Below are 19,975 nucleotides of genomic sequence, written 5' to 3' on the forward strand. Positions count from 1 at the left end.
TCGTTCGCGGGCCGGTGTGGCCGTTTCTCTTTCTCTCTCACGACGATTTCGCCGACCGAACTTGTGGGGTGTCCCGAATGGACGAGTCCGAAAACTTCGCCGCCCGGTTGTCAACGTTGTCCGGGCCCGAGCGCCGCCGCCTGGTGTCCGACCTGGTCCGCGACGCGGCCACCGAGGTGATCCGGCAGGTGATGCCGGACGAGACCCCGGTGGTCGAGCCCGGGCGCCCGTTCCGGGACCTGGGCATCGACTCGATGGGCCTGGTCGCCCTGCAGTCGCGGCTGAGCCGGGCCACCGGGCTGGCGCTGCCGCCGACGGTCGGCTTCGACTTCCCCACCCCGGAGCGGCTCGCCGGGCACCTGATCGCGCTGGCCACCGGCGCCGAGGCCGGCGACGAGCGCCCGGCCGGACCGGCCCCCTCCGCCGAGCCGATCGTGATCGTCGGCGTCGGCTGCCGCTACCCCGGCGGGGTGCACTCGCCGGAGCAGCTCGGCGACCTGGTCGCCGACGGCCGGCACGTGCTCGGCGACTTCCCTGCCGACCGCGGCTGGGACCTCGACGCCCTCTACGACCCGGACCCGGACAAGCCCGGCTCGATGTACGTGCGGCACGGCGGCTTCCTGCCCGACGCCGCCGACTTCGACGCCGGGTTCTTCGGCATCGGCCCGCGCGAGGCCCAGGCCATGGACCCGCAGCAGCGGCTGGTGCTGGAGACCGTGTGGGAGGCGATCGAGCGGGCCGGCATCGAGGCGGACACCCTGCGCGGCAGCCGCAGCGGCGTGTTCATCGGCGCCGAGGCCCAGGAGTACGGCATGCGCCTGCACGAGGCCCCGGACGGCCTGGACGGCTATCTGATGACCGGCAACGCGCCGAGCGTCGTCTCCGGCCGGGTCGCGTACACGCTGGGTCTGCAGGGCCCGGCGCTGACCATCGACACCGCCTGCTCGAGCTCGCTGGTCGCCCTGCACCTGGCCGTGCAGTCGCTGCGCCGCGGGGAGAGCGACCTGGCCCTGGCCGGTGGCGTCGCGGTGATGGCCGGCCCGGGCACGTTCACCTCGTTCAGCCGCCAGCGCGGACTGGCCCCGGACGGGCGCTGCAAGCCGTTCGCGGCGGGCGCCGACGGCACCGGCTTCGCCGAGGGGGTCGGCGTGCTGGTCCTCGAACGGCTCTCCGACGCCCGCCGGCACGGGCACCCGATCCTCGCCGTGGTGCGCGGCAGCGCGGTCAACCAGGACGGCGCCAGCAACGGGCTGACCGCCCCGAACGGCCAGGCCCAGCGGCAGGTGATCCGGCAGGCGCTGGCCGACGCCGGGCTGGACGCCGGCGACGTCGACGTGGTGGAGGCGCACGGCACCGGCACCACGCTCGGCGACCCGATCGAGGCGACCGCGGTGATCGCCACCTACGGCGCCGGGCACTCCCCCGAGCAGCCGCTGCGGCTCGGCTCGGTCAAGTCGAACCTCGGGCACACCCAGGCCGCGGCCGGCGCGGCCGGGATCATCAAGCTGATCGAGGCGATGCGCCGCGAAGTGCTGCCGGCCACCCTGCACGTCGACGCGCCCACCCCGCACGTGGACTGGTCGGCCGGCACGGTCCGGCTGGCCACCGAGGCCGGCCCGTGGACCGCCGGGGAGCGGGTGCGCCGCGCGGCCGTCTCGTCGTTCGGGGTCAGCGGCACGAACGCGCACGTGATCATCGAGGAGCCGCCGGCCGCCGAGGCGGTCGAACCGGACCCGGCCCACTTCCGGCCGGCCGGCACGCCGGTGCCGCTGGTGGTCACGGCCCGCGACGAGACCGCGCTTCGCGCCCAAGCCAAAAACCTGCTTGGGTACGTCGACAGCACAGCGACCCTGGACGACCTGGCCTTCTCGCTCGCCACCACGCGCGGCAAGCTGGACGTGCGCGCGGTCGTGCTGGCCACCGGGGCCGAATCGGCCCGTGCGGGTCTGCGGGCGATCGCCGACGCCGCCGACCATCCGGCCGTGCTGCGCGGCACCCCGCCGGCCGGCCCGCTCGCCGTGCTCTTCACCGGCCAGGGCAGCCAGCGCCTCGACATGGGCCGCGAGCTGGCCCAGACCTACCCGGTCTTCCGGGACGCGCTCGCCGACGCCATGGACGCCTTCGACGTGCACCTGGAGGTCCCGCTCGCCGACGTGCTGTTCGCCCCGGCCGGCTCGGCTGACTCCGCCCTGCTGGACCGCACCGAGTACACCCAGCCCGCCCTGTTCGCCGTGGAGACCGCGCTGTACCGGCTGGTCACCAGCTGGGGCGTGCGGCCCGAGTACGTCGCCGGGCACTCGGTCGGCGAGCTGGTCGCCGCACACGTGGCCGGCGTGCTCGACCTGGACGACGCGGCCATGCTGGTCGCGGCGCGCGGCCGGCTGATGGGCGCGTTGCCGGCGGGCGGCGTGATGGTCGCGGTGGCCGCCCCGGAGAGCGCGATCGAGCTGATCGACGGCGTCGACATCGCCGCGGTGAACGGCCCGGCCTCCGTGGTCCTGTCCGGAATCTCGGCGAAAGTCGACGAAGTGACGGCGAAGCTCGGGGTGAAGGCCACCCGGCTCAACACCTCGCACGCGTTCCACTCGCACCTGATGGAACCGATGCTGGCCGAGTTCGCCGAGATCGCCGAGGTCCTCGACTACCAGCCCCCGCGGATCGCCGTCATCTCCGGCGTGACCGGGCGACCGGCCACCACCGCGCAGCTGTGCGACCCGGCCTACTGGGTCGGCCACGTGCGCGCCGCCGTCCGCTTCGCCGACACGATGACCACCCTCGCCGAGGCCGGCGTCACCACGTTCCTGGAGCTGGGCCCGGACGCCGTGCTCACCGCGCTGGGCGCCCGCTGCCTGGACGACGAGGCGGTGCTGGTGCCCGCGATGCGGCGCGGCCGCCCGGAGGCCGCCGAGCTGGTCGCGGCGCTGGGTGCGGTGCACGCGCACGGCGTCCCGGTCGACTGGGCCGCGTTCTTCGCCGGGCACGGCGCCCGCCGCGTCGAGCTGCCCACCTACGCCTTCCAGCGCCGCTCCTACTGGCTGCACGCCCCGGCCGCGACCGACACCGCCGGGCTGGGCCAGGCCGACGCGGACCACCCGCTGCTCGGCGCGGTCGTCCGGCTGGCCGGCGGCGGCGTGGTGCTGACCGGCCGGATCTCCGCCCGCACCCACCCGTGGCTGGCCGACCACGAGGTCGCCGGGGCGGTGCTGGTGCCCGGGACCGCCCTGGTCGAGCTCGCCGTCCGGGCCGGCGACGAGGCCGGCTGCGGCCGGCTGGAGGAGCTGACCCTGCAGCAGCCGCTCGTGCTGGCGGATGCCGCCACCGCGGTCGACGTGCAGGTCGTCGCCGGGGAACCGGGCACGAACGGGATCCGCACGGTGGAGATCCACGCCCGGCCCGCCGGGTCCGTGGACGAGCCGTGGACGCTGCACGCGGCCGGCACCCTCGCGCCGGACGGTGCGGTGGCCGAGGCCGCCGCCGGCGCCTGGCCGCCGGCCGGCGCCGAGCCGATCGACGTGACCGGCCTGTACGACACGCTCGCCGCCGCCGGCTACGGCTACGGCCCGGCGTTCCAGGGCCTGCGCGCGCTCTGGCGGCGCGGTACCGAGGTCTTCGCCGAGGTCACGCTCCCCGAGGCGGCCGGTGGCGCCGGCACCTTCGGGCTGCACCCGGCGCTGCTGGACGCGGTGCTGCACGCCACCGACTTCGCCACCGGCGCGTCCCTGGACGGCGCCACCCGGCTGCCGTTCGCCTGGACCGACGTGACCCTGCACCGCTCCGGCGCGACCGCGGTGCGGGCCCGGATCAGCGCGACCGGCAGCGACGCCGTCACCATCGACCTGACCGACCCGGCCGGCGCCCCGGTGGCCACGGTCGGCTCGTTCGTGGCCCGCGCCGTCGGTGGCGTGGCCCCGGCCGCGGGCGGTTCGCTCTACGAGGTCACCTGGCAGCCGGTCACGGTCCCGGCCGACACGCCGGCCGGGCGCACCTACCCGGACGTGGCGACGCTGCGCTCGGCGCTGGCCGCCGGCGAGAGCTTCCCGCAGTGGGTGGCCGTCAACGCGACCGGCGCGGGCGCCGACGTGCTCACCGGGCTGCACGACCGCACCGGTGACCTGCTCGAACTGCTCGCGGCCTGGCTGGGCGACGACGCGACCACCGGCACCCGGCTGGTCGTGGTGACCGGCGCGAACCCCGGCCTGATCGACGGCGCGGTGACCGGCCTGGTCCGCACCGCGCAGGCCGAGAACCCCGGCCGCGTCCAGCTCGTCGACCTGCCCGGCGGCGACCCGGCGCTGCTGGCCGCGGCGGTCGCCACCGGCGAACCGGAGCTGGCCGTCCGCGACGGCCGGGTGCTGGCAGCCCGGCTGGCCACCGCGGTGACCAGCGAGAACGACGAAAACCCGTGGACCGGCGGAACCGTGCTGATCACCGGGGGCACCGGCGGGCTCGGCGGGCTCGTGGCCGCGCACCTGGCCCGCGCTCACGGCGTACCCAAGCTGGTTCTGACCTCCCGTCGCGGCCCGGACGCGCCCGGCGCGGCGGAATTGGCCGCCGGCCTCGCGGATCTCGGCGCGGAGGCCGAAGTCGTCGCCTGCGACGTCACCGACCGCGCGGCCGTGCAAGCGCTGCTGGCCCGGATCGGCGACGACCTGACCGGAATCGTGCACACCGCCGGGGTGGTCGCCGACGGCCTGATCGGCAGCCTGGACCGGGCCGCGGTGGACGCCGTGCTGGCCGCCAAGACGGACAGCGCCTGGCACCTGCACGAGCTCACCCGCGACCTGCCGATCCGCGCGTTCGTGCTGTTCTCCTCGGCGGCCGGCACCCTCGACGGCGCCGGGCAGGGCAACTACGCCGCGGCCAACGCCGCCCTCGACGCGCTCGCCCACCAGCGGCACGCGGCGGGCCTGCCGGCCACCTCGCTGGCCTGGGGCCTGTGGACCGGCGACGCCGGGATGGGCGGTCAGCTGACCGCGACTGATCTGCAGCGGGTGGAGCGCTCCGGCCTCGCCCCGCTGTCCCCCGCGGAGAACCTGGCGCTGCTGGACGCCGCGATCGCCGGTGGGGTCACCGCCGCACTGCCGCTGCGCCTCGACCACCAGGCGCTGCGCAAGCGCGGCGAGCAGCTGCCGGCCATGCTGCGGGGCCTGATCCGCACGCCGGTCCGCCGCGCCACCGCGTCCGGCACCACCGCCGCCGCGCCGCAGGGTGAGCTGGCCCACCGCCTGGCCCAGCTCCCGCCGGCGGACCGCCCGGCCGTGCTGCTCGACCTGGTCCGCACGCACGTCGCCGCGGTGCTCGGCTTCGACGACCCGGCCGCGGTCGACCCGCGCCGGGCGTTCCAGCAGATCGGTTTCGACTCGCTCGGCTCGGTGGAGCTGCGCAACCGGCTCGCCGCGGCGACCGGGCTGCGGCTGCCGGCGACGCTGACCTTCGACTACCCGTCGTCGCGGGCGCTCGCCGAGCACCTGCGCGAGCTGGTGCTGCCGGAGGCCGCGACGCCCGAGGCCGTCGCGCCCAGCACGGCGCACGACACCGACGAGCCGATCGCGATCGTGGGCATGGCCTGCCGTTATCCCGGCGGGGTGGAGACGCCCGAGGATCTGTGGCGGCTGGTCGCCGACGGGGTCGACGGCATCACCGAGTTCCCGGTCAACCGGGGCTGGGACGTCGACGGCATCTACGACCCGGAGCCCGGCAAGCCCGGCAAGACGTACGCCAACGAGGGCGGCTTCCTGCACGACGCCGCCGAGTTCGACCCGGCGTTCTTCGGCATCTCGCCGCGCGAGGCGCAGGCCATGGACCCGCAGCAGCGGCTGCTGCTGGAGGTCTCCTGGGAGGCCGTGGAGCGCGCCGGGATCGACCCGCAGTCGCTGCGCGGCAGCCGGACCGGCGTGTTCGCCGGCGTGATGTACCACGACTGGGCGACCCGGCTCGGCGAGGTGCCCGAGGAGCTCGCCGGCTACCTCGGCAACGGCAGCCTGGCCAGCGTCGTCTCCGGCCGGGTGTCCTACGTGCTCGGGCTGGAGGGACCGGCCGTCACGGTCGACACCGCCTGCTCGTCGTCGCTGGTCGCGCTGCACTGGGCGATCCAGGCGGTCCGGCAGGGCGACTGCTCGCTCGCCCTGGCCGGCGGTGTGACCGTGATGGCCACGCCGGACACCTTCACCGACTTCAGCCGGCAGCGCGGGCTGGCCGCCGACGGCCGCTGCCGATCGTTCGCGGACAGCGCGGACGGCACCGGCTGGGGTGAGGGGGCCGGCGTGCTGCTGGTCGAGCGGCTCTCCGACGCGGTCGCGAACGGGCACCCGGTGCTCGCCGTGGTCCGCGGCTCGGCGGTCAACCAGGACGGCGCCAGCAACGGGCTGACCGCCCCGAACGGCCCGGCCCAGCAGCGGGTGATCCGGGCCGCGCTGGCCGGCGCCCGGCTGGCCACGACCGACGTGGACGTGGTCGAGGCGCACGGCACGGGCACCACGCTGGGCGACCCGATCGAGGCGCAGGCGCTGCTGGCGACCTACGGTCAGGATCGGTCGGAGCCGCTGTGGCTCGGCTCGATCAAGTCGAACATCGGGCACACCCAGGCCGCCGCCGGCGTCGCCGGGATCATCAAGATGGTCGAGGCGATGCGCCACGGCATCGTGCCGAAGACGCTGCACGCCGACGAGCCGTCGTCGAAGGTCGACTGGACCGACGGCAACGTCCGGCTGGTCACCTCGCCGGTCGAATGGCCGGATGCCGGCCGCCCGCGCCGCGCCGGGGTGTCGTCGTTCGGGATCAGCGGCACCAACGCACACGTGATCATCGAGCAGGCGCCCGCGGTCGAGGCGCCGGCGGCGACCGTGCCCGGCCCGGTGCCGTGGCTGCTCTCCGGGCACACCCCGGAGGCGCTGACCGGGCAGGCCACGCGACTGCTGGGCTACCTGGGGAGCACCGCCGAGATGGATCTCGCCGCCGCCGCGCGCACCCTGGCGACCGGCCGGGCCGCGCTGGAGCACCGGGCCGCGGTGGTCGCCTCGACCGAGGTGGAGTTCGCCGACGGCCTGAAAACGATCACCAGCGCCGAGGTCGCCGGCGGGAAGCTGGCGCTGCTGTTCACCGGGCAGGGCTCCCAGCGCCCGGGCATGGGCCGCGACCTCTACGAGCGCTTCCCGGTCTTCGCGGCGGCCTTCGACGCGACCGGTCTTCCGGCGCCCTGGGAGCTGTCCGAGCAGGAGTTGGCTCAGACCGGGAACACGCAGCCGGCGGTCTTCGGTTTTGAGGTCGCTCTCTATCGGCTCCTGGAGTCGTGGGGCGTCAAGCCCGACTATCTGGCCGGCCATTCGATCGGGGAGATCGCCGCAGCTCACGTGGCCGGTGTGTTCTCCCTGGAAGACGCGGTGAAGTTGGTGACCGCGCGTGGTCGGCTGATGCAGGCGCTGCCGGCCGGGGGTGTGATGGTCGCGGTGGCCGCTCCGGAGAGCACGATTCAGTTGGTCGACGGCGTCGACATCGCGGCGATCAACGGCCCGGCCTCCACGGTTTTGTCGGGAATTTCGGACCGGGTCGACGAGGTCGTGGCGGCGCTGGGCGGTGTGAAGGCCACCCGGCTGAACACCTCGCATGCGTTCCACTCGCACCTGATGGAGCCGATGCTGGCGGAGTTCGGACAAATCGCCCGCGAAATCTCCTACAGCGCGCCGACCATCCCGGTCATCACCGTCGGCGACGTGACCGATCCGGACTACTGGGTCGGGCACGTCCGCAACACCGTCCGCTTCCACGACATCGTCACCGACCTGCTCGGCCGGGGCGTGACCACCTTCCTGGAAGCCGGCCCCGACGCCACGCTGACCGGGCTCGGCCGGCAGATCACCGACGACGCCTCGTTCATCGCGCTGCAGCACCGCACCAGGCCCGAGCCGACCCAACTGCTCACCGGCCTGGCCACCGCCTGGACCCGCGGCACCGACCTCGACTGGCCCGCCCTGCTCGGCCCCGGCCCCCGCGCCGACCTGCCGACCTACGCCTTCCAGCGCCGCACCTACTGGCTGGACGCGGTCGAGTCGGCCACCGGCGGCCTCCGCCAGGCCGGCCTGGCCACCACCGACCACCCCCTGCTCAGCGCGATCGTGGTGGCCGCCGACGGCAACGGCGTCACGCTGACCGGCCGGCTGTCGACCGGCACCCAACGCTGGACCGCCGACCACGTCGTGCTCGGCTCGACCCTGCTCCCGGGGACCGGCTTCGTCGAGCTGGCCCTGCGCGCCGCCGACGAGGTCGGCTGCGACCTGGTCGACGAGCTGACCCTGGAGTCGCCGCTCGTGCTCCCGGCCCGCGGCGCGGTCGCCGTGCAGGTCACCGCCGGTGCCGCGGACGAGACCGGGCGACGGGCGTTCGCCGCCTGGACCCGGCCGGACGACGCCCCCGCGGACACCCCGTGGACCCGGCACGCCGTCGGCTTCCTCGCGACCGGCGCCCCGGCTCCGGCGGCCCCGCTCGACGAGTGGCCGCCGCCGGGCGCCACCCCGCTGCCGGTCGACGGGGCGTACCAGCGGCTCGCCGACCGTGGCTACGGCTACGGCCCGGTCTTCCAGGGCCTGCGGGCCGCCTGGCGCCGTGGCGACGAGCTGTTCGCCGAGGTCGCGCTCCCGCCGCAGGCACATGCCGACGCCGCCCGCTTCGGCATCCACCCGGCCCTGCTGGACACCGCGATGCACGCCGACCTGCTGCTGGAGGACGCCGACGACACCGGGGAGACGCTGCTGCCGTTCGCCTGGACCGGGGTGCGCCTGCACGCCGCCGGGGCGACCGCCCTGCGGGTCCGGGTGCGGCGGATCCGCGGCGCCGAGGTGTCCACCATGTCGGTCGCCGACGCCACCGGCGCGCCGGTGCTGACCGTGGACCGCCTGGTGTCCCGCCCGGTCAGCGCCGACCGGCTGGCCACCCCGGCCGCCGACGCGCTGTTCGGCGTGGAGTGGCGCCCGGCCCCGGAGGCGACCGGCACCGAGGTTCCGGAGGCGGTCGTGCTGCGCTCGCCGGACGGCGACGACCTGCCGGCCCGCACCCGGACCGCGGTCGTCGAGGCCCTGGCCGTGCTGCGGGACCGGCTCGCCGGGGACCGCACCGCGCCGCTTGTCGTGGTCACCCGCGCCGCGGTCGCGGCCGCCGCCGAGGACGACCCGGACGTGGTCAGCGCCCCGATCTGGGGCCTGGTCCGCGCCGCGCAGGCCGAACACCCGGGCCGGTTCGTGCTGCTGGACAGCGACGCCGACGTCCCGGACGCGCTGCTGGCCCGGGCACTGGCCACGGGCGAGACCGAGCTGGCGGTCCGCGAGGGCCGACTCCTGATCCCCCGCCTGGTCGCCGCCCCGGCCACCGAGCCGGTCGCCTGGACCGCCGAGGACACCGTGCTGATCACCGGCGGCACCGGCGGGATCGGCGCGCTGCTCGCCGAGCACCTGGTCCGGCAGGGCGTCGGCGGCCTGGTCCTGACCAGCCGCCGCGGCCCGGCCGCCCCGGGCGCGACCGAGCTGGCCGAACGCCTCACCGCGGCCGGCGCCACCGTGCGCATCGAGGCCTGCGACGTCACCGACCGGGCCGCGCTCGCCGCCTGCCTGCGGACCCACGGCGACGCGCTGACCGCCGTCGTGCACGCGGCCGGCGTCTCCGACAACGCGATGACCGCCGACCTGACCGCCGAGCGGGTGGCGGCGGTGCTGGCCCCGAAGGTCGACGCCGGCTGGCACCTGCACGAGCTGACCGCGCGCCTGCCGCTCAAGGCGTTCGTGCTGTTCTCCTCGGCCGGCGGCCTGGTGCTCGCGGCCGGGCAGGGCAACTACGCCGCGGCGAACGTCTTCCTGGACGCGCTGGCCCAGCATCGCCGGGCACGGCACCTGCCGGCGACCGCGATCGCGTACGGGCTGTGGACCGCGGAGACCGGGCTGGGCGGGGCGATCACCGCGGCCGACCTGGACCGGATGCGGCGGCTGGGCACGCCGGCGATCGAGAGTGCCGACGCCTTGGCGCTGTTCGACCGGGCGCTCGGCAGCGGGCTGCCGCTCGCGGTGGCGTTGCCGGTGGACCGGGCGGCGCTGGCCGCGCGGGGCGGGGACCTGCCGGCACTGTTGCGGGGCCTGGTCCGTACCCCCGCAGCCGCCCGCAGGGCCGCCGCAGCCGCGACCGGCGCAGCCACCGGAACCGCGCTGGAGCAGCGAATCTCCGGCCTCGACGAGGCCGCCCGCGACCGGCTGGTGCTCGACCTGGTCCGCGGGCAGGTGGCCGCGGTGCTCGGGCACGCGTCCGGCGACGCGGTGGCGGCCGACCGGGCGTTCAAGGAGCTCGGGTTCGACTCCCTGGCGGCCGTCGAGCTGCGCAACGCGCTGAACACGGCGACCGGGCTGCGCCTGCCGGCCACCCTGGTCTTCGACCACCCGACGTCCCGCTCGGTGGCGGACCTGATCCTGGACGGCCTCGGCCGGGCCAAGGCGGCCACGCCGCGGACGGCCACCCCGGTGGTCGCGGTCAACGGTGCCGACCCGATCGCCATCGTGGGCATGACCTGCCGTTATCCGGGCGGGGTGCGGTCACCGGAGGACCTGTGGCGGCTGGTCGCCGACGGGGTCGACGCGGTCGGCGCGTTCCCCGGCGACCGCGGCTGGGACGTCGGCGCGGTCTACGACCCGGAGCCCGGCCTGCCCGGCAAGACCTACTCGCGGGACGGCGCGTTCGTCTACGACGCCGCCGACTTCGACCCGGCCTTCTTCGGCATCTCGCCGCGCGAGGCCCAGGCGATGGACCCGCAGCAGCGGCTGCTGCTGGAGACCGCGTGGGAGACGTTCGAGCGGGCCGGCATCGACCCGCTGTCGGTGCGCGGCACGCAGACCGGCGTCTACGTCGGCGTGATGTACCACGACTACGGCAGCTGGCTGCGCGAGGTGCCGGACGACATGGCCGGCTACGTCGGCAACGGCAACGCCGGCAGCATCCTCTCCGGCCGGATCTCCTACGCGCTGGGCCTGGAGGGCCCGGCGGTCAGCGTCGACACCGCCTGCTCATCGTCGCTCGTCGCGCTGCACGTCGCGACCCAGGCCCTGGCCACCGGCGAGGTCAGCATGGCGCTGGCCGGCGGCGTGACCGTGATGAGCACCCCGGAGATCTTCGTCGAGTTCAGCCAGCAGCGCGGCCTCTCGCCGGACGGCCGGTGCAAGTCGTTCGCCGGCGCCGCCGACGGCACCGGCTGGGGCGAGGGCGCCGGGCTGCTGCTGCTGGAACGGCTCTCCGACGCGCGCCGCAACGGGCACGAGGTGCTCGCGGTGATCCGCAGCTCGGCGATCAACCAGGACGGCGCCAGCAACGGGCTGACCGCCCCGAACGGCCCGTCCCAGCAGCGGGTGATCCGCAACAGCCTGGACCGGGCCGGTCTGACCAGCGCGGACGTGGACGTGGTCGAGGCGCACGGCACCGGCACCCGGCTCGGCGACCCGATCGAGGCGCAGGCGCTGCTGGCCACCTACGGCCAGGACCGGCCGGCCGATCGGCCGCTGCTGCTCGGCTCGATCAAGTCGAACATCGGGCACACCCAGGCCGCCGCGGGCGTCGCCGGGATCATCAAGATGGTGCAGGCCATGCGCCACGGCGTGGTGCCGAAGACGCTGCACGTGGACGAGCCGTCGCCGGTGGTCGACTGGGAGGCCGGGCACGTCCGGCTGGTCACCGAGGCGGTCGCCTGGCCGGCCGTGGACCGGCCGCGCCGCGCCGCGGTGTCGTCGTTCGGGCTCAGCGGGACGAACGCGCACGTCATCGTGGAGCAGGCGCCGATCGCCGCCGAGCTTCCGGCTCCGGCCGCGGTGACGGGTCCGCTTCCGATCGGGATTTCCGGGCGTACGGCGGAAGCTCTCGAAGCCCAGACGGCCCTGCTCGCGGAAGCCGGCGGGAGTCGCCTCGACGTCGCGTTCTCGTCGTTCACGACGCGGGCGGCACTGGACCACCGGCGGATCCTGCTGGACGACCGGCAGATCACCGGGTCGGTCACGCCCGGATCGCTCGCCGTGCTCTTCACCGGTCAGGGTTCGCAGCGCCTCGGGATGGGTCGTGACCTGTATGAACGCTTCCCGGTCTTTGCTGCGGCCTTCGATGCGGCCGGCTCAAAGATCAAAAACATCGCTTGGGGTACGGACATTGCCGCGCTCGCGCAGACGGCCACCACTCAGGTCGCGATCTTCGCGTTCGAGGTAGCGCTCTACCGTCTGCTGGAGTCGTGGGGAGTTCGGCCCGACTATCTCGCCGGGCATTCGATCGGGGAGATCGCCGCGGCTCACGTGGCGGGTGTCTTCTCGCTCGAGGACGCGGTGAAGCTGGTGACCGCGCGCGGCCGGCTGATGCAGGCGCTGCCGGCCGGGGGTGTGATGGTCGCGGTGGCCGCTCCCGAGAGCACGATTCAGTTGGTCGACGGCGTCGACATCGCGGCGGTGAACGGGCCGGCGTCGACGGTTCTGTCGGGAGTTTCGGACCGGGTCGACGAGGTGGTCGCGGCGCTGGGTGGCGTGAAGGCGACGCGGTTGAACACGTCGCATGCGTTCCACTCGCACCTGATGGAGCCGATGCTGGACGAATTCCGGCACATCGTTTCTTCCGTCGATTTTTCCGATCCGCAGATCCCCGTCGTGACCGTCGGCGACGTCACCAGCCCGGACTACTGGGTCGAGCACGTGCGCAACACCGTCCGCTTCCACGACATCGTCACGGATCTGCTCGGGCGGGGCGTGACCACGTTCCTGGAGGCCGGACCGGACTCGACGTTGACCGGGCTGGGCCGGCAGATCAGCGACGACGCGGCGTTCATCGCGTTGCAGCACCGCACCCGCGACGAGTTGCTGACCGGGCTGGCGACCGCCTGGACGCGCGGCGTCGAGGTCGACTGGACGCCGCTGCTGGCCGGCGGTCGCAAGGTCGACCTGCCCACCTACGCGTTCCAGCGGCAGCGCTACTGGCTGGACGGCGGCCACACCAGCGCCGCCGACGCGGCCGGCATGGGCCTGACCCGGCCGGACCACCCGCTGCTCAGCGCCGTCGTCACGGTCCCCGGCACGGACACCACCGTGCTCACCGGGCGGCTCGCGCTCGGCGCCGAGGCGTGGCTGGCCGAGCACGCCGTGCACGGCAGCACGATCCTGCCCGGCACCGCGTTCGTCGAGCTGGCCCTGCACGCGGGGCTGCACACCGGCGCGCCGCTGCTGGCCGAGCTGGTCCAGGAGGCGCCGCTGCCGATCCCCGAGCGGGGCGGGCGCACGCTGCGGGTGGTCGTCGGGCCGCGGGACGACTCCGGGTACCGCCCGGTCAGCGTGCACACCCGGCCCGACGACGCGGACCAGGACGACCCGTGGACCCGGCACGCCGCCGGATTCCTCGCCCCGGAGGACGCCGGGGACGCCGCCGGGCTGACCGCCTGGCCGCCGGCCGGGGCCGACCCGGTCGACGTCTCCGGGCTCTACGACGAGCTGGCCGCGGCCGGCTACGGCTACGGGCCGGCGTTCCGCGGGCTGCGGGCCGCGTGGCGGCTGGGCGAGGACGTCTACGCCGAGGTGGCGCTGCCCGCGGGCAGTCACGCCGAGGCCGCCCGGTTCGGGATCCACCCGGCGCTGCTCGACGCGACGATGCACGCGCTGAGCTACGGCGGGACCGGGGCCGGGGCCGAGCAGGGCGCGACGATGCTCCCGTTCTCCTGGGCGGGCGTGTCGCTGCGGGCCGGCGGTGCGGACGCGGTCCGGGTGCGGCTGTCGCCGGCCGGGCCGGGCGCGGTGCGGCTGACCGTCGCCGACACGTTCGGGGCGCCGGTCGCGAGCGTGGCGTCGCTGACCCTGCGGCCGGTCACCCCGGCGCAGCTGGGCACCGGGTCCGAGGTCGCGAACTCGCTGTTCACGGTCGAGTGGGCACCGGTGGCCGGAACTGCCGGGAGCGGCGACGACGCCCGGATCGTCCGGGTCCTCGGCGCCGCCGACCTCGACGGCGTGCGCGGCGCGGTGACCGTGGTCGCCGCGGTCGGCGCACCCATCGGACTCGGCGGCGGGCTCGCCGCCGAGCTTGGCGGCGGGCTTGCCGCCGGGCTTGGCAGCGCGTCGGTGCCGGAGCGGGCGCGGGTCGCGGCCGAGGAGGCGTTGGGCCTGGTGCAGGCGTTCCTCGGGCGGCCCGAGCTCGACGACGCGCGGCTGGTCGTGGTCACCCGGGACGCGGCGACCGTGCCCGGGCACGACGTCGACCCGGCGGCGGCTGTGGTCTGGGGGCTGTTGCGCTCGGCGCAGGCCGAGCACCCGGGCCGGCTGGTGCTGCTCGACATCGACGGCGAGAACATCGGCGCCCGCGCCGGCAGCAAGAACGGCGGCGACGACATCAGCGGGCTGGTCGGTGACGAGATGCTGCGCCGGGCGGCCGGGGCCGGCGAGCCGGAACTCGCCGTGCGGGACGGGCGGCTGCTCGCGCCGCGGCTCGTGCCGGCCGCCGCGGTCGAGCCGGTGGTCTGGGACTCCGGCGACACGGTGCTGGTGACCGGGGGGACCGGGGGCCTCGGGGCACTGCTCGCGGAACATCTGGTGCGGGCTCACGGCGTACGAAAGCTGGTTTTGATCAGTCGTCGCGGGTTGCGGGCCCCCGGCGCGGAAGCCCTCCGCGAGCGACTCGCCGAAGCCGGCGCCGAGGTGCGGATCGAGGCGTGCGACGTCACCGACCGGGACGCGCTCGGCGGCCTGCTCGACGGTGTGACCGGGGTGATCCACGCCGCCGGAGTGGCCGGCAACGCCCTGGTCGCGGACCTCACGCCGGAGAAGTTGCGGCAGGTCATGGCCCCGAAGGTGGACGCCGGGCAGCACCTGCACGAGCTGACCGCGGACCGGCCGCTGAAGGCGTTCGTGGTGCTCTCCTCGGCCGGTGGCCTGGTGCTCGCGGCCGGGCAGGGCAACTACGCGGCGGCCAACGTGTTCCTCGACGCGCTCGCCCACCACCGTCGGCACCGGGGGCTGGCGGGCACCTCGCTGGCCTACGGGCTGTGGGAGGTGAGCACCGGGCTCGGCGGCGACCTGACCGATTCCGATCTCGAGCGGATGCGGCGGCTCGGCACCCCGGCGCTCACCGTCGAGGACGGGCTGGCGCTGTTCGACGCCGGGCTCGCGAGCGGGCGGGCCAACCTGGTCCCGATGCACGTGGACCCGGTGGCGCTGGGCGGGCGGGCGGACGACGTACCGGCGCTGCTGCGTGATCTCGCCCGGCGGCCGCGACCGGCCCGCCGGGAGGTCGCCGCGGGCCGGCCCGGTGTCGCCGACCTGGCGGAGCGGCTGACCGGGCTCTCCGCCGAGGACCGCGAGGCGCTGGTGCTGCGGCTGGTCCGCACGCACGTCGCGACCGTGCTCGGGCACGCCGGCCCGGACACCGTCGAGGTGGACCGGCCGTTCAAGGACCTCGGCTTCGACTCGCTGACCGCGATCGAGCTGCGCAACGCGCTGAACAACGCGACCGGGCGCAAGCTGCCGGCCACGCTGATCTTCGACCACCCGACCCCGCGGGCGGTGACCGCCGAGCTGCTGACCATGCTGGCCCCGGCGGCCGCCCCGCAGGCGACGGCGCTCGACGACCTGGCGCGGCTGGAAGCCCTGCTGGACAGCACCCCGCCGACGGCGGACGAGCAGGCCCGGATCGCGGCCCGGCTGCGCTCGCTGGCCGCCCGGCTGACCGGCGGCGCGGAGGTCGAGGACACCGACGGGCTCTCCGCGGCCAGCGCCGCCGAGCTGTTCGACATCCTCGACGCCGAACTGGGGGCCCTCCCGCACTGACCGCTGACGACTGACAGGGCCGCCGGGATGCTCCGGCGGCCCTGCTCGAACTATCGGCGCACGTCGAACTTGAGGTGCAGCACCCGCTCGCCCTGCACGACCACGTCCGGATCCGCCAGCAGATGCTGTCCGTCGACGCCGCCGAAGTAGCGCTTGCCCGAGCCGAACACCACCGGCACCACGTCCATCGCCACCGCGTCCACCAGGCCGGCCGCCAGGGCCTGGCCACCGACGTCGCCGGCGTTCACCGCGACGACGCGGTCCCCGGCGAGCTCCCGGGCCTTCGCGATCGCCGCCGGCACGTCCCCCACGAAGTGGTACGACGCCTCGGGGTGCCACCCCTCGGGCTTGGGCCGGTGCGAGACCACGACCACGTGGTCACCCGCCGGCGGCCGGCCCTCCCAGCCGTTCACCAGGTCGAACAGGTGCCGGCCCATGACGATCACGCCGATCGACTCCCACATCGACCGGACGTATCCCGCCGACGCCCGGGAGACCCGGAACCGGTTGCCGCTGCCGTCCCCGGTGATCGGGGTGTCCCCGCTGAAATACCAGTCGTGCAGGGGCCCGACCGCGTCCTTCTCGTCGGCGATGAAGCCGTCCACCGACACCACGCTGTGCATGATCACGCTGCTCACGGATACTCCCGGTTCTCTCGTGCCGTCTCCGGTGATCGTGTCGCGCCCGGGACGGCCGGGTCTTGTAGGAAATCACTCGGCGGGCATCGGCCCGCGGTCCGGCGGGAACCCCGGCTCGGCCGGAAATCGGCGGCGCAGGTCCAGGTACCCGGTCGGGGTGTGGCCGGTGAAGTCCTTGAACTCCCGGCTGAGGTGAGCCTGGTCGAAGTAGCCCGCGCGGTGGGCGAGCCGCGCCCAGTCGACCGGGCGGCAGTCGTCCACGGCGTGGATCAGCCGCGCGAAACGATAGATCCGGGCCACCCGTTTCGGGGTCACCCCGACGTGCGACTTGAAGAGCGTGGCCAGGTGGTTGACGCTCACCCCGGCCGCGTCGGTGAGCGCGCCGATCGGCACCGCACCGTGGGCGACGGCCAGCCGCCGGGCGGTGTACCGGACCAGTTCGAGGCCGTGCGCCGGCGCCGCGGCCAGTCGCGAGCGCAGCTCCTGCTCCAGGATCCGCAGGGTGCCGGCGTTCGGGGCGTCCTCGCCGGCCCGGTCGCGGATCCGCTCCACCGAGCGCTGCCAGACGTCGTCGACCGGCGCCCAGCGATCGCGCAGCTCATCGGCCGGCATGCCGACGAACGGCGCCATCCCCCACGGCTTGAAGTGCACGCCGACGAGCCGGACCCGGGCCGGGTACTCGAAGACGAACCGCCTGGTCCAGACGCCCATGAAGACGCCGTCGGCGAGCACCCCCGGGGGCACCGACGGGTCGGAGTCCCACATCCGGGCGGGCTCGCCGAGGTTGATGAACAGGTGCGCGGACGGCATCGGCGGCACGTTCATCCGGCGGTGCCGCGGCACGCCGGTGAGGTAGTAGATGTCGTCGACGAACCGGTCGAGCGGCGGGGCGGGCACCAGCGCGACGTACTCCATCGGTCCAGTGTCGCCGACCCGGGTTGCGTCCGAGATAGTAAGTGCGCATACTAGTTTGCATGACGACGATCGCCACCGCCCAGCTCACCTCCGACCTCCAGCCCCAGGCGTTCTTCGAGCGCTGGGCCGACATGGCCACCTGGCCGGAGTGGAACACCGACACCGCGTGGGTCCGCCTCGACGGGCCGTTCCGCACCGGCGCGACCGGCAAGCTCAAGCCCAAGGGCGGGCCGGTCACCCGGTTCGTGGTCACCTCGCTGGTCCCCGGGCGCGAGTTCACCGACGTCTCGCTGCTGCTCGGCGCCCGGCTGACGTTCCAGCACCTGGTCACGGTCGACGCCGCCGGCTCCACCACGGTCTCGGTCGAGGTCACCCTGACCGGCCCGCTCGCCTTCTTCTGGAACGCCGTCCTCGGCAAGGACATCGCCAAGGGCCTCGGCGCCGACCTCGCCCGGCTCGAGGCCGCCGCCCGCGCCGCCGGGGTGCCGGCATGACCAACTGGCTCGGGGTGGTCTGCCGCGACCACGTCCAGCGCGGCGTGGCGCTCGGCATCGCCCAGCTCGGCCACGGCAAGCGGGACGGGCTCGCCCGGCTCGCGGCCGGCGACGGCTTCGTCTACTACTCACCGCGCACCAGCCTGCGCGACGGCAAGCCGCTGCAGGCGTTCACCGCGCTCGGCGTGCTCGCCGACGACGAGCTCTGGCAGGCCGACGAGGGCGACTTCCACCCGTGGCGGCGCCGGGTCGACTACGTTGCCGAGGTGCGCGAGACCCCGATCCGGTCCCTCGGCCTGGAGCTGACCGCCCAGCCGGGCTGGGGGTTCCAGCTGCGCCGCGGGCTGGTCCGGCTCACCGACGACGACTTCGCCCGGATCGGCGCCGCCATGCGCGCCGGGGCGGCGGCATGAGCCTGGCCACTCAGCATGACAGCGCCGACGACAGCCCGGGGCTTCTTTTGTGGCAGGTGACCAACCGCTGGCAGGCCGCGCAGCGGGCGGCGCTGAAACCGTTCGACCTCACGCACGTGCAGTTCGTGCTGCTGGCCACGCTCACCTACCTGCAGGCGGCCGGGCCGGTCACCCAGAAGACCCTGGCCGACATGGCCGCCACCGATCCGATGATGACCTCCCAGGTGCTGCGCGCGCTGGAGAGCCGCGAGCTGGTGCACCGGCCCGCGCACCCGACCGACCGGCGGGCCCGGGCGGTGGCCGTGACCGACGCCGGGCGTGCCCTGGTCAACGCGGCCGTGGTCGCCGTGGAGGCCTGCGACACCACGTTCTTCGCGGGCCTGGGGGCCGACCTGCCCGGCTTCACCGCGGCCCTGCGTACCCTGCGCCGGTCCTGACCGGGTCTGGTCAATGCCGGGGGTCCGGCGGATGATCCAGGACTATGGACATTCGATCGTCAGCTCCCGAGCCACCCGTCCCGGTACGGGTGACGACGGGCCCCGGGCCGGTGAAGGCGACGCCGCAGGGCCCGGCCGGCGCCGAGGTGCTCGTGGTGGCCGCGGCGGCGATCTGCTGGTTCCTCGGGATCGGCTGGCTGGCCGCGCCGGGGCTGCCACTGCCGCCGCTGGCGGTGATCCCGGTCGTCGTCGTCGAGTCGCTGGTGGTGGTCATCGCCATGTCGCCGCCGCTCGGGCAGCGCTGGGAACGGCGCCTGACCCGGTTGCATCCGGCCATCGCCCGCCGGTGGCGCCTGCTGGCGGCGGCGACGATCGTCGCCGGGGTGGGCTCGGTGATCCTGGCCGCGGCGTATCCGGTGTTCGTGCCGTACCAGGAGATCTTCCGGGGCCAGCCGCAGAACTTCGACGGCGTCTACTACTCCGACAGCCACGGCGACCTGACCCGGATGTCCGGCACCGACTACCGGCACTCCGTCGAGTACTGGGAGATGGGCTTCCTGCTGGTCGGCGTGCTGATGAACAGCGTGGCCCTGGCGGTTCTCGCCGCCGGCGCCCGGAAGACGGCCCGGCGCCAGGCCGCGCAGGCCGGCGAAGGGTGACCACGACCGGAGCGGGCCGGTGGCCCGCTCCGGCGGCAGGCCCTGTCTAGGACGCGCAGGTCCAGGTGACGCTGCCGGAGACGGCCGGGCCGCCGCCGCCCTTGGTGCCGTCGGCGTTCTGCGTCGACAGGTCGGTGAAGACCCACTTGCCGCCGCCCTTGCCGTCGGTGGTCACGCTGCTCGTGGTGTTCGACTGGGTGAAGTACAGCTCCCCGCCGAAGCTGATCCCGGGCGGGCTCCCGCTGTCGGTGAGGCTGCTCTTCGCGTACGTTCCGGCGCCTTTGTAGTCTTTGATCATCGCCCCGACGAAGACCGTCCTGCCGTCGATCGTGTCGATCAGCATCTGTGGCAGCACCAGGTACGGCCGGCCGTCGCTGTCCTTCTCTCCGCCGCCGTACTGGTCGCAGGACCGGTAGTCGACGCCGTTGTTGGTCGGCATCGGCGCGTTGCTCTTGCCCTTGACGGTGACCGCGCCGCTGACCTCCACGGTCACCTCGGTGTGCAGGCTCCCGACCGACATGCCGGTGTCGCCGCTGTCGCCGGAGCCGCCGTCGGCCGCCTCGCCGGCCGAGCCACAGGCCGTCGTCGCCGACAGCAGTACCGCCATGGCGGCGAAACC

At 74.9% G+C, this 19,975-nt stretch carries 8 protein-coding genes; 5 read left to right on the forward strand and 3 right to left on the reverse strand.

Going from position 1 to position 19,975, the window contains the following annotated elements; all coding sequences use genetic code 11:
- Nucleotides 1-77 precede the first annotated feature (77 nt).
- Nucleotides 78-15,800: a type I polyketide synthase gene (locus tag L3i22_RS41405; protein ID WP_221322893.1), complete on the forward strand. Its 15,723-nt coding sequence runs from the start codon at nt 78-80 to the stop codon at nt 15,798-15,800.
- Between the two features lie 50 nt (nt 15,801-15,850).
- Here L3i22_RS41405 and L3i22_RS41410 read toward each other — a convergent pair whose 3' ends face one another.
- Nucleotides 15,851-16,438 (reverse strand): dihydrofolate reductase family protein, encoded by a 588-nt coding sequence (locus L3i22_RS41410; protein WP_221322894.1) that lies wholly within the window; start codon nt 16,436-16,438, stop codon nt 15,851-15,853.
- 72 nt (nt 16,439-16,510) lie between these two features.
- A complete protein-coding gene (locus L3i22_RS41415) occupies nt 16,511-17,353 on the reverse strand; it encodes a helix-turn-helix domain-containing protein (protein ID WP_221322895.1) in 843 nt (280 codons plus the stop codon).
- A 59-nt stretch (nt 17,354-17,412) separates the two neighbouring features.
- Between L3i22_RS41415 and L3i22_RS41420 the strand changes: the two genes are divergently transcribed.
- Genes L3i22_RS41420 through L3i22_RS41435 form a run of 4 tightly spaced genes read left to right on the forward strand, consistent with a single transcriptional unit; the run spans nt 17,413 to nt 19,356 of the window.
- Entirely contained in the window at nt 17,413-17,847 is a 435-nt protein-coding gene (locus L3i22_RS41420) for an SRPBCC family protein (protein ID WP_221322896.1), read from the forward strand.
- Nucleotides 17,844-18,260 (forward strand): EVE domain-containing protein, encoded by a 417-nt coding sequence (locus tag L3i22_RS41425; protein ID WP_221322897.1) that lies wholly within the window; start codon nt 17,844-17,846, stop codon nt 18,258-18,260. The genes L3i22_RS41420 and L3i22_RS41425 overlap by 4 nt, the downstream gene beginning before the upstream one ends.
- Entirely contained in the window at nt 18,257-18,697 is a 441-nt protein-coding gene (locus L3i22_RS41430; RefSeq protein ID WP_221322898.1) for a MarR family winged helix-turn-helix transcriptional regulator, read from the forward strand. Before L3i22_RS41425 ends, L3i22_RS41430 begins: the two co-directional genes overlap by 4 nt.
- A 44-nt stretch (nt 18,698-18,741) precedes the next feature.
- Nucleotides 18,742-19,356 carry a hypothetical protein gene (locus tag L3i22_RS41435; RefSeq protein WP_221322899.1) on the forward strand — a complete coding sequence of 205 codons (615 nt, stop codon included), beginning with the start codon at nt 18,742-18,744 and terminating at the stop codon, nt 19,354-19,356.
- Between the two features lie 46 nt (nt 19,357-19,402).
- Here the strand turns inward: L3i22_RS41435 and L3i22_RS41440 are convergent, their stop codons facing one another.
- A complete protein-coding gene (locus L3i22_RS41440; protein ID WP_221322900.1) occupies nt 19,403-19,963 on the reverse strand; it encodes a hypothetical protein in 561 nt (186 codons plus the stop codon).
- Nucleotides 19,964-19,975: the final 12 nt, after the last annotated feature.

Origin of the sequence: Actinoplanes sp. L3-i22 (assembly GCF_019704555.1) — a bacterium.
Classification (GTDB): domain Bacteria; phylum Actinomycetota; class Actinomycetes; order Mycobacteriales; family Micromonosporaceae; genus Actinoplanes.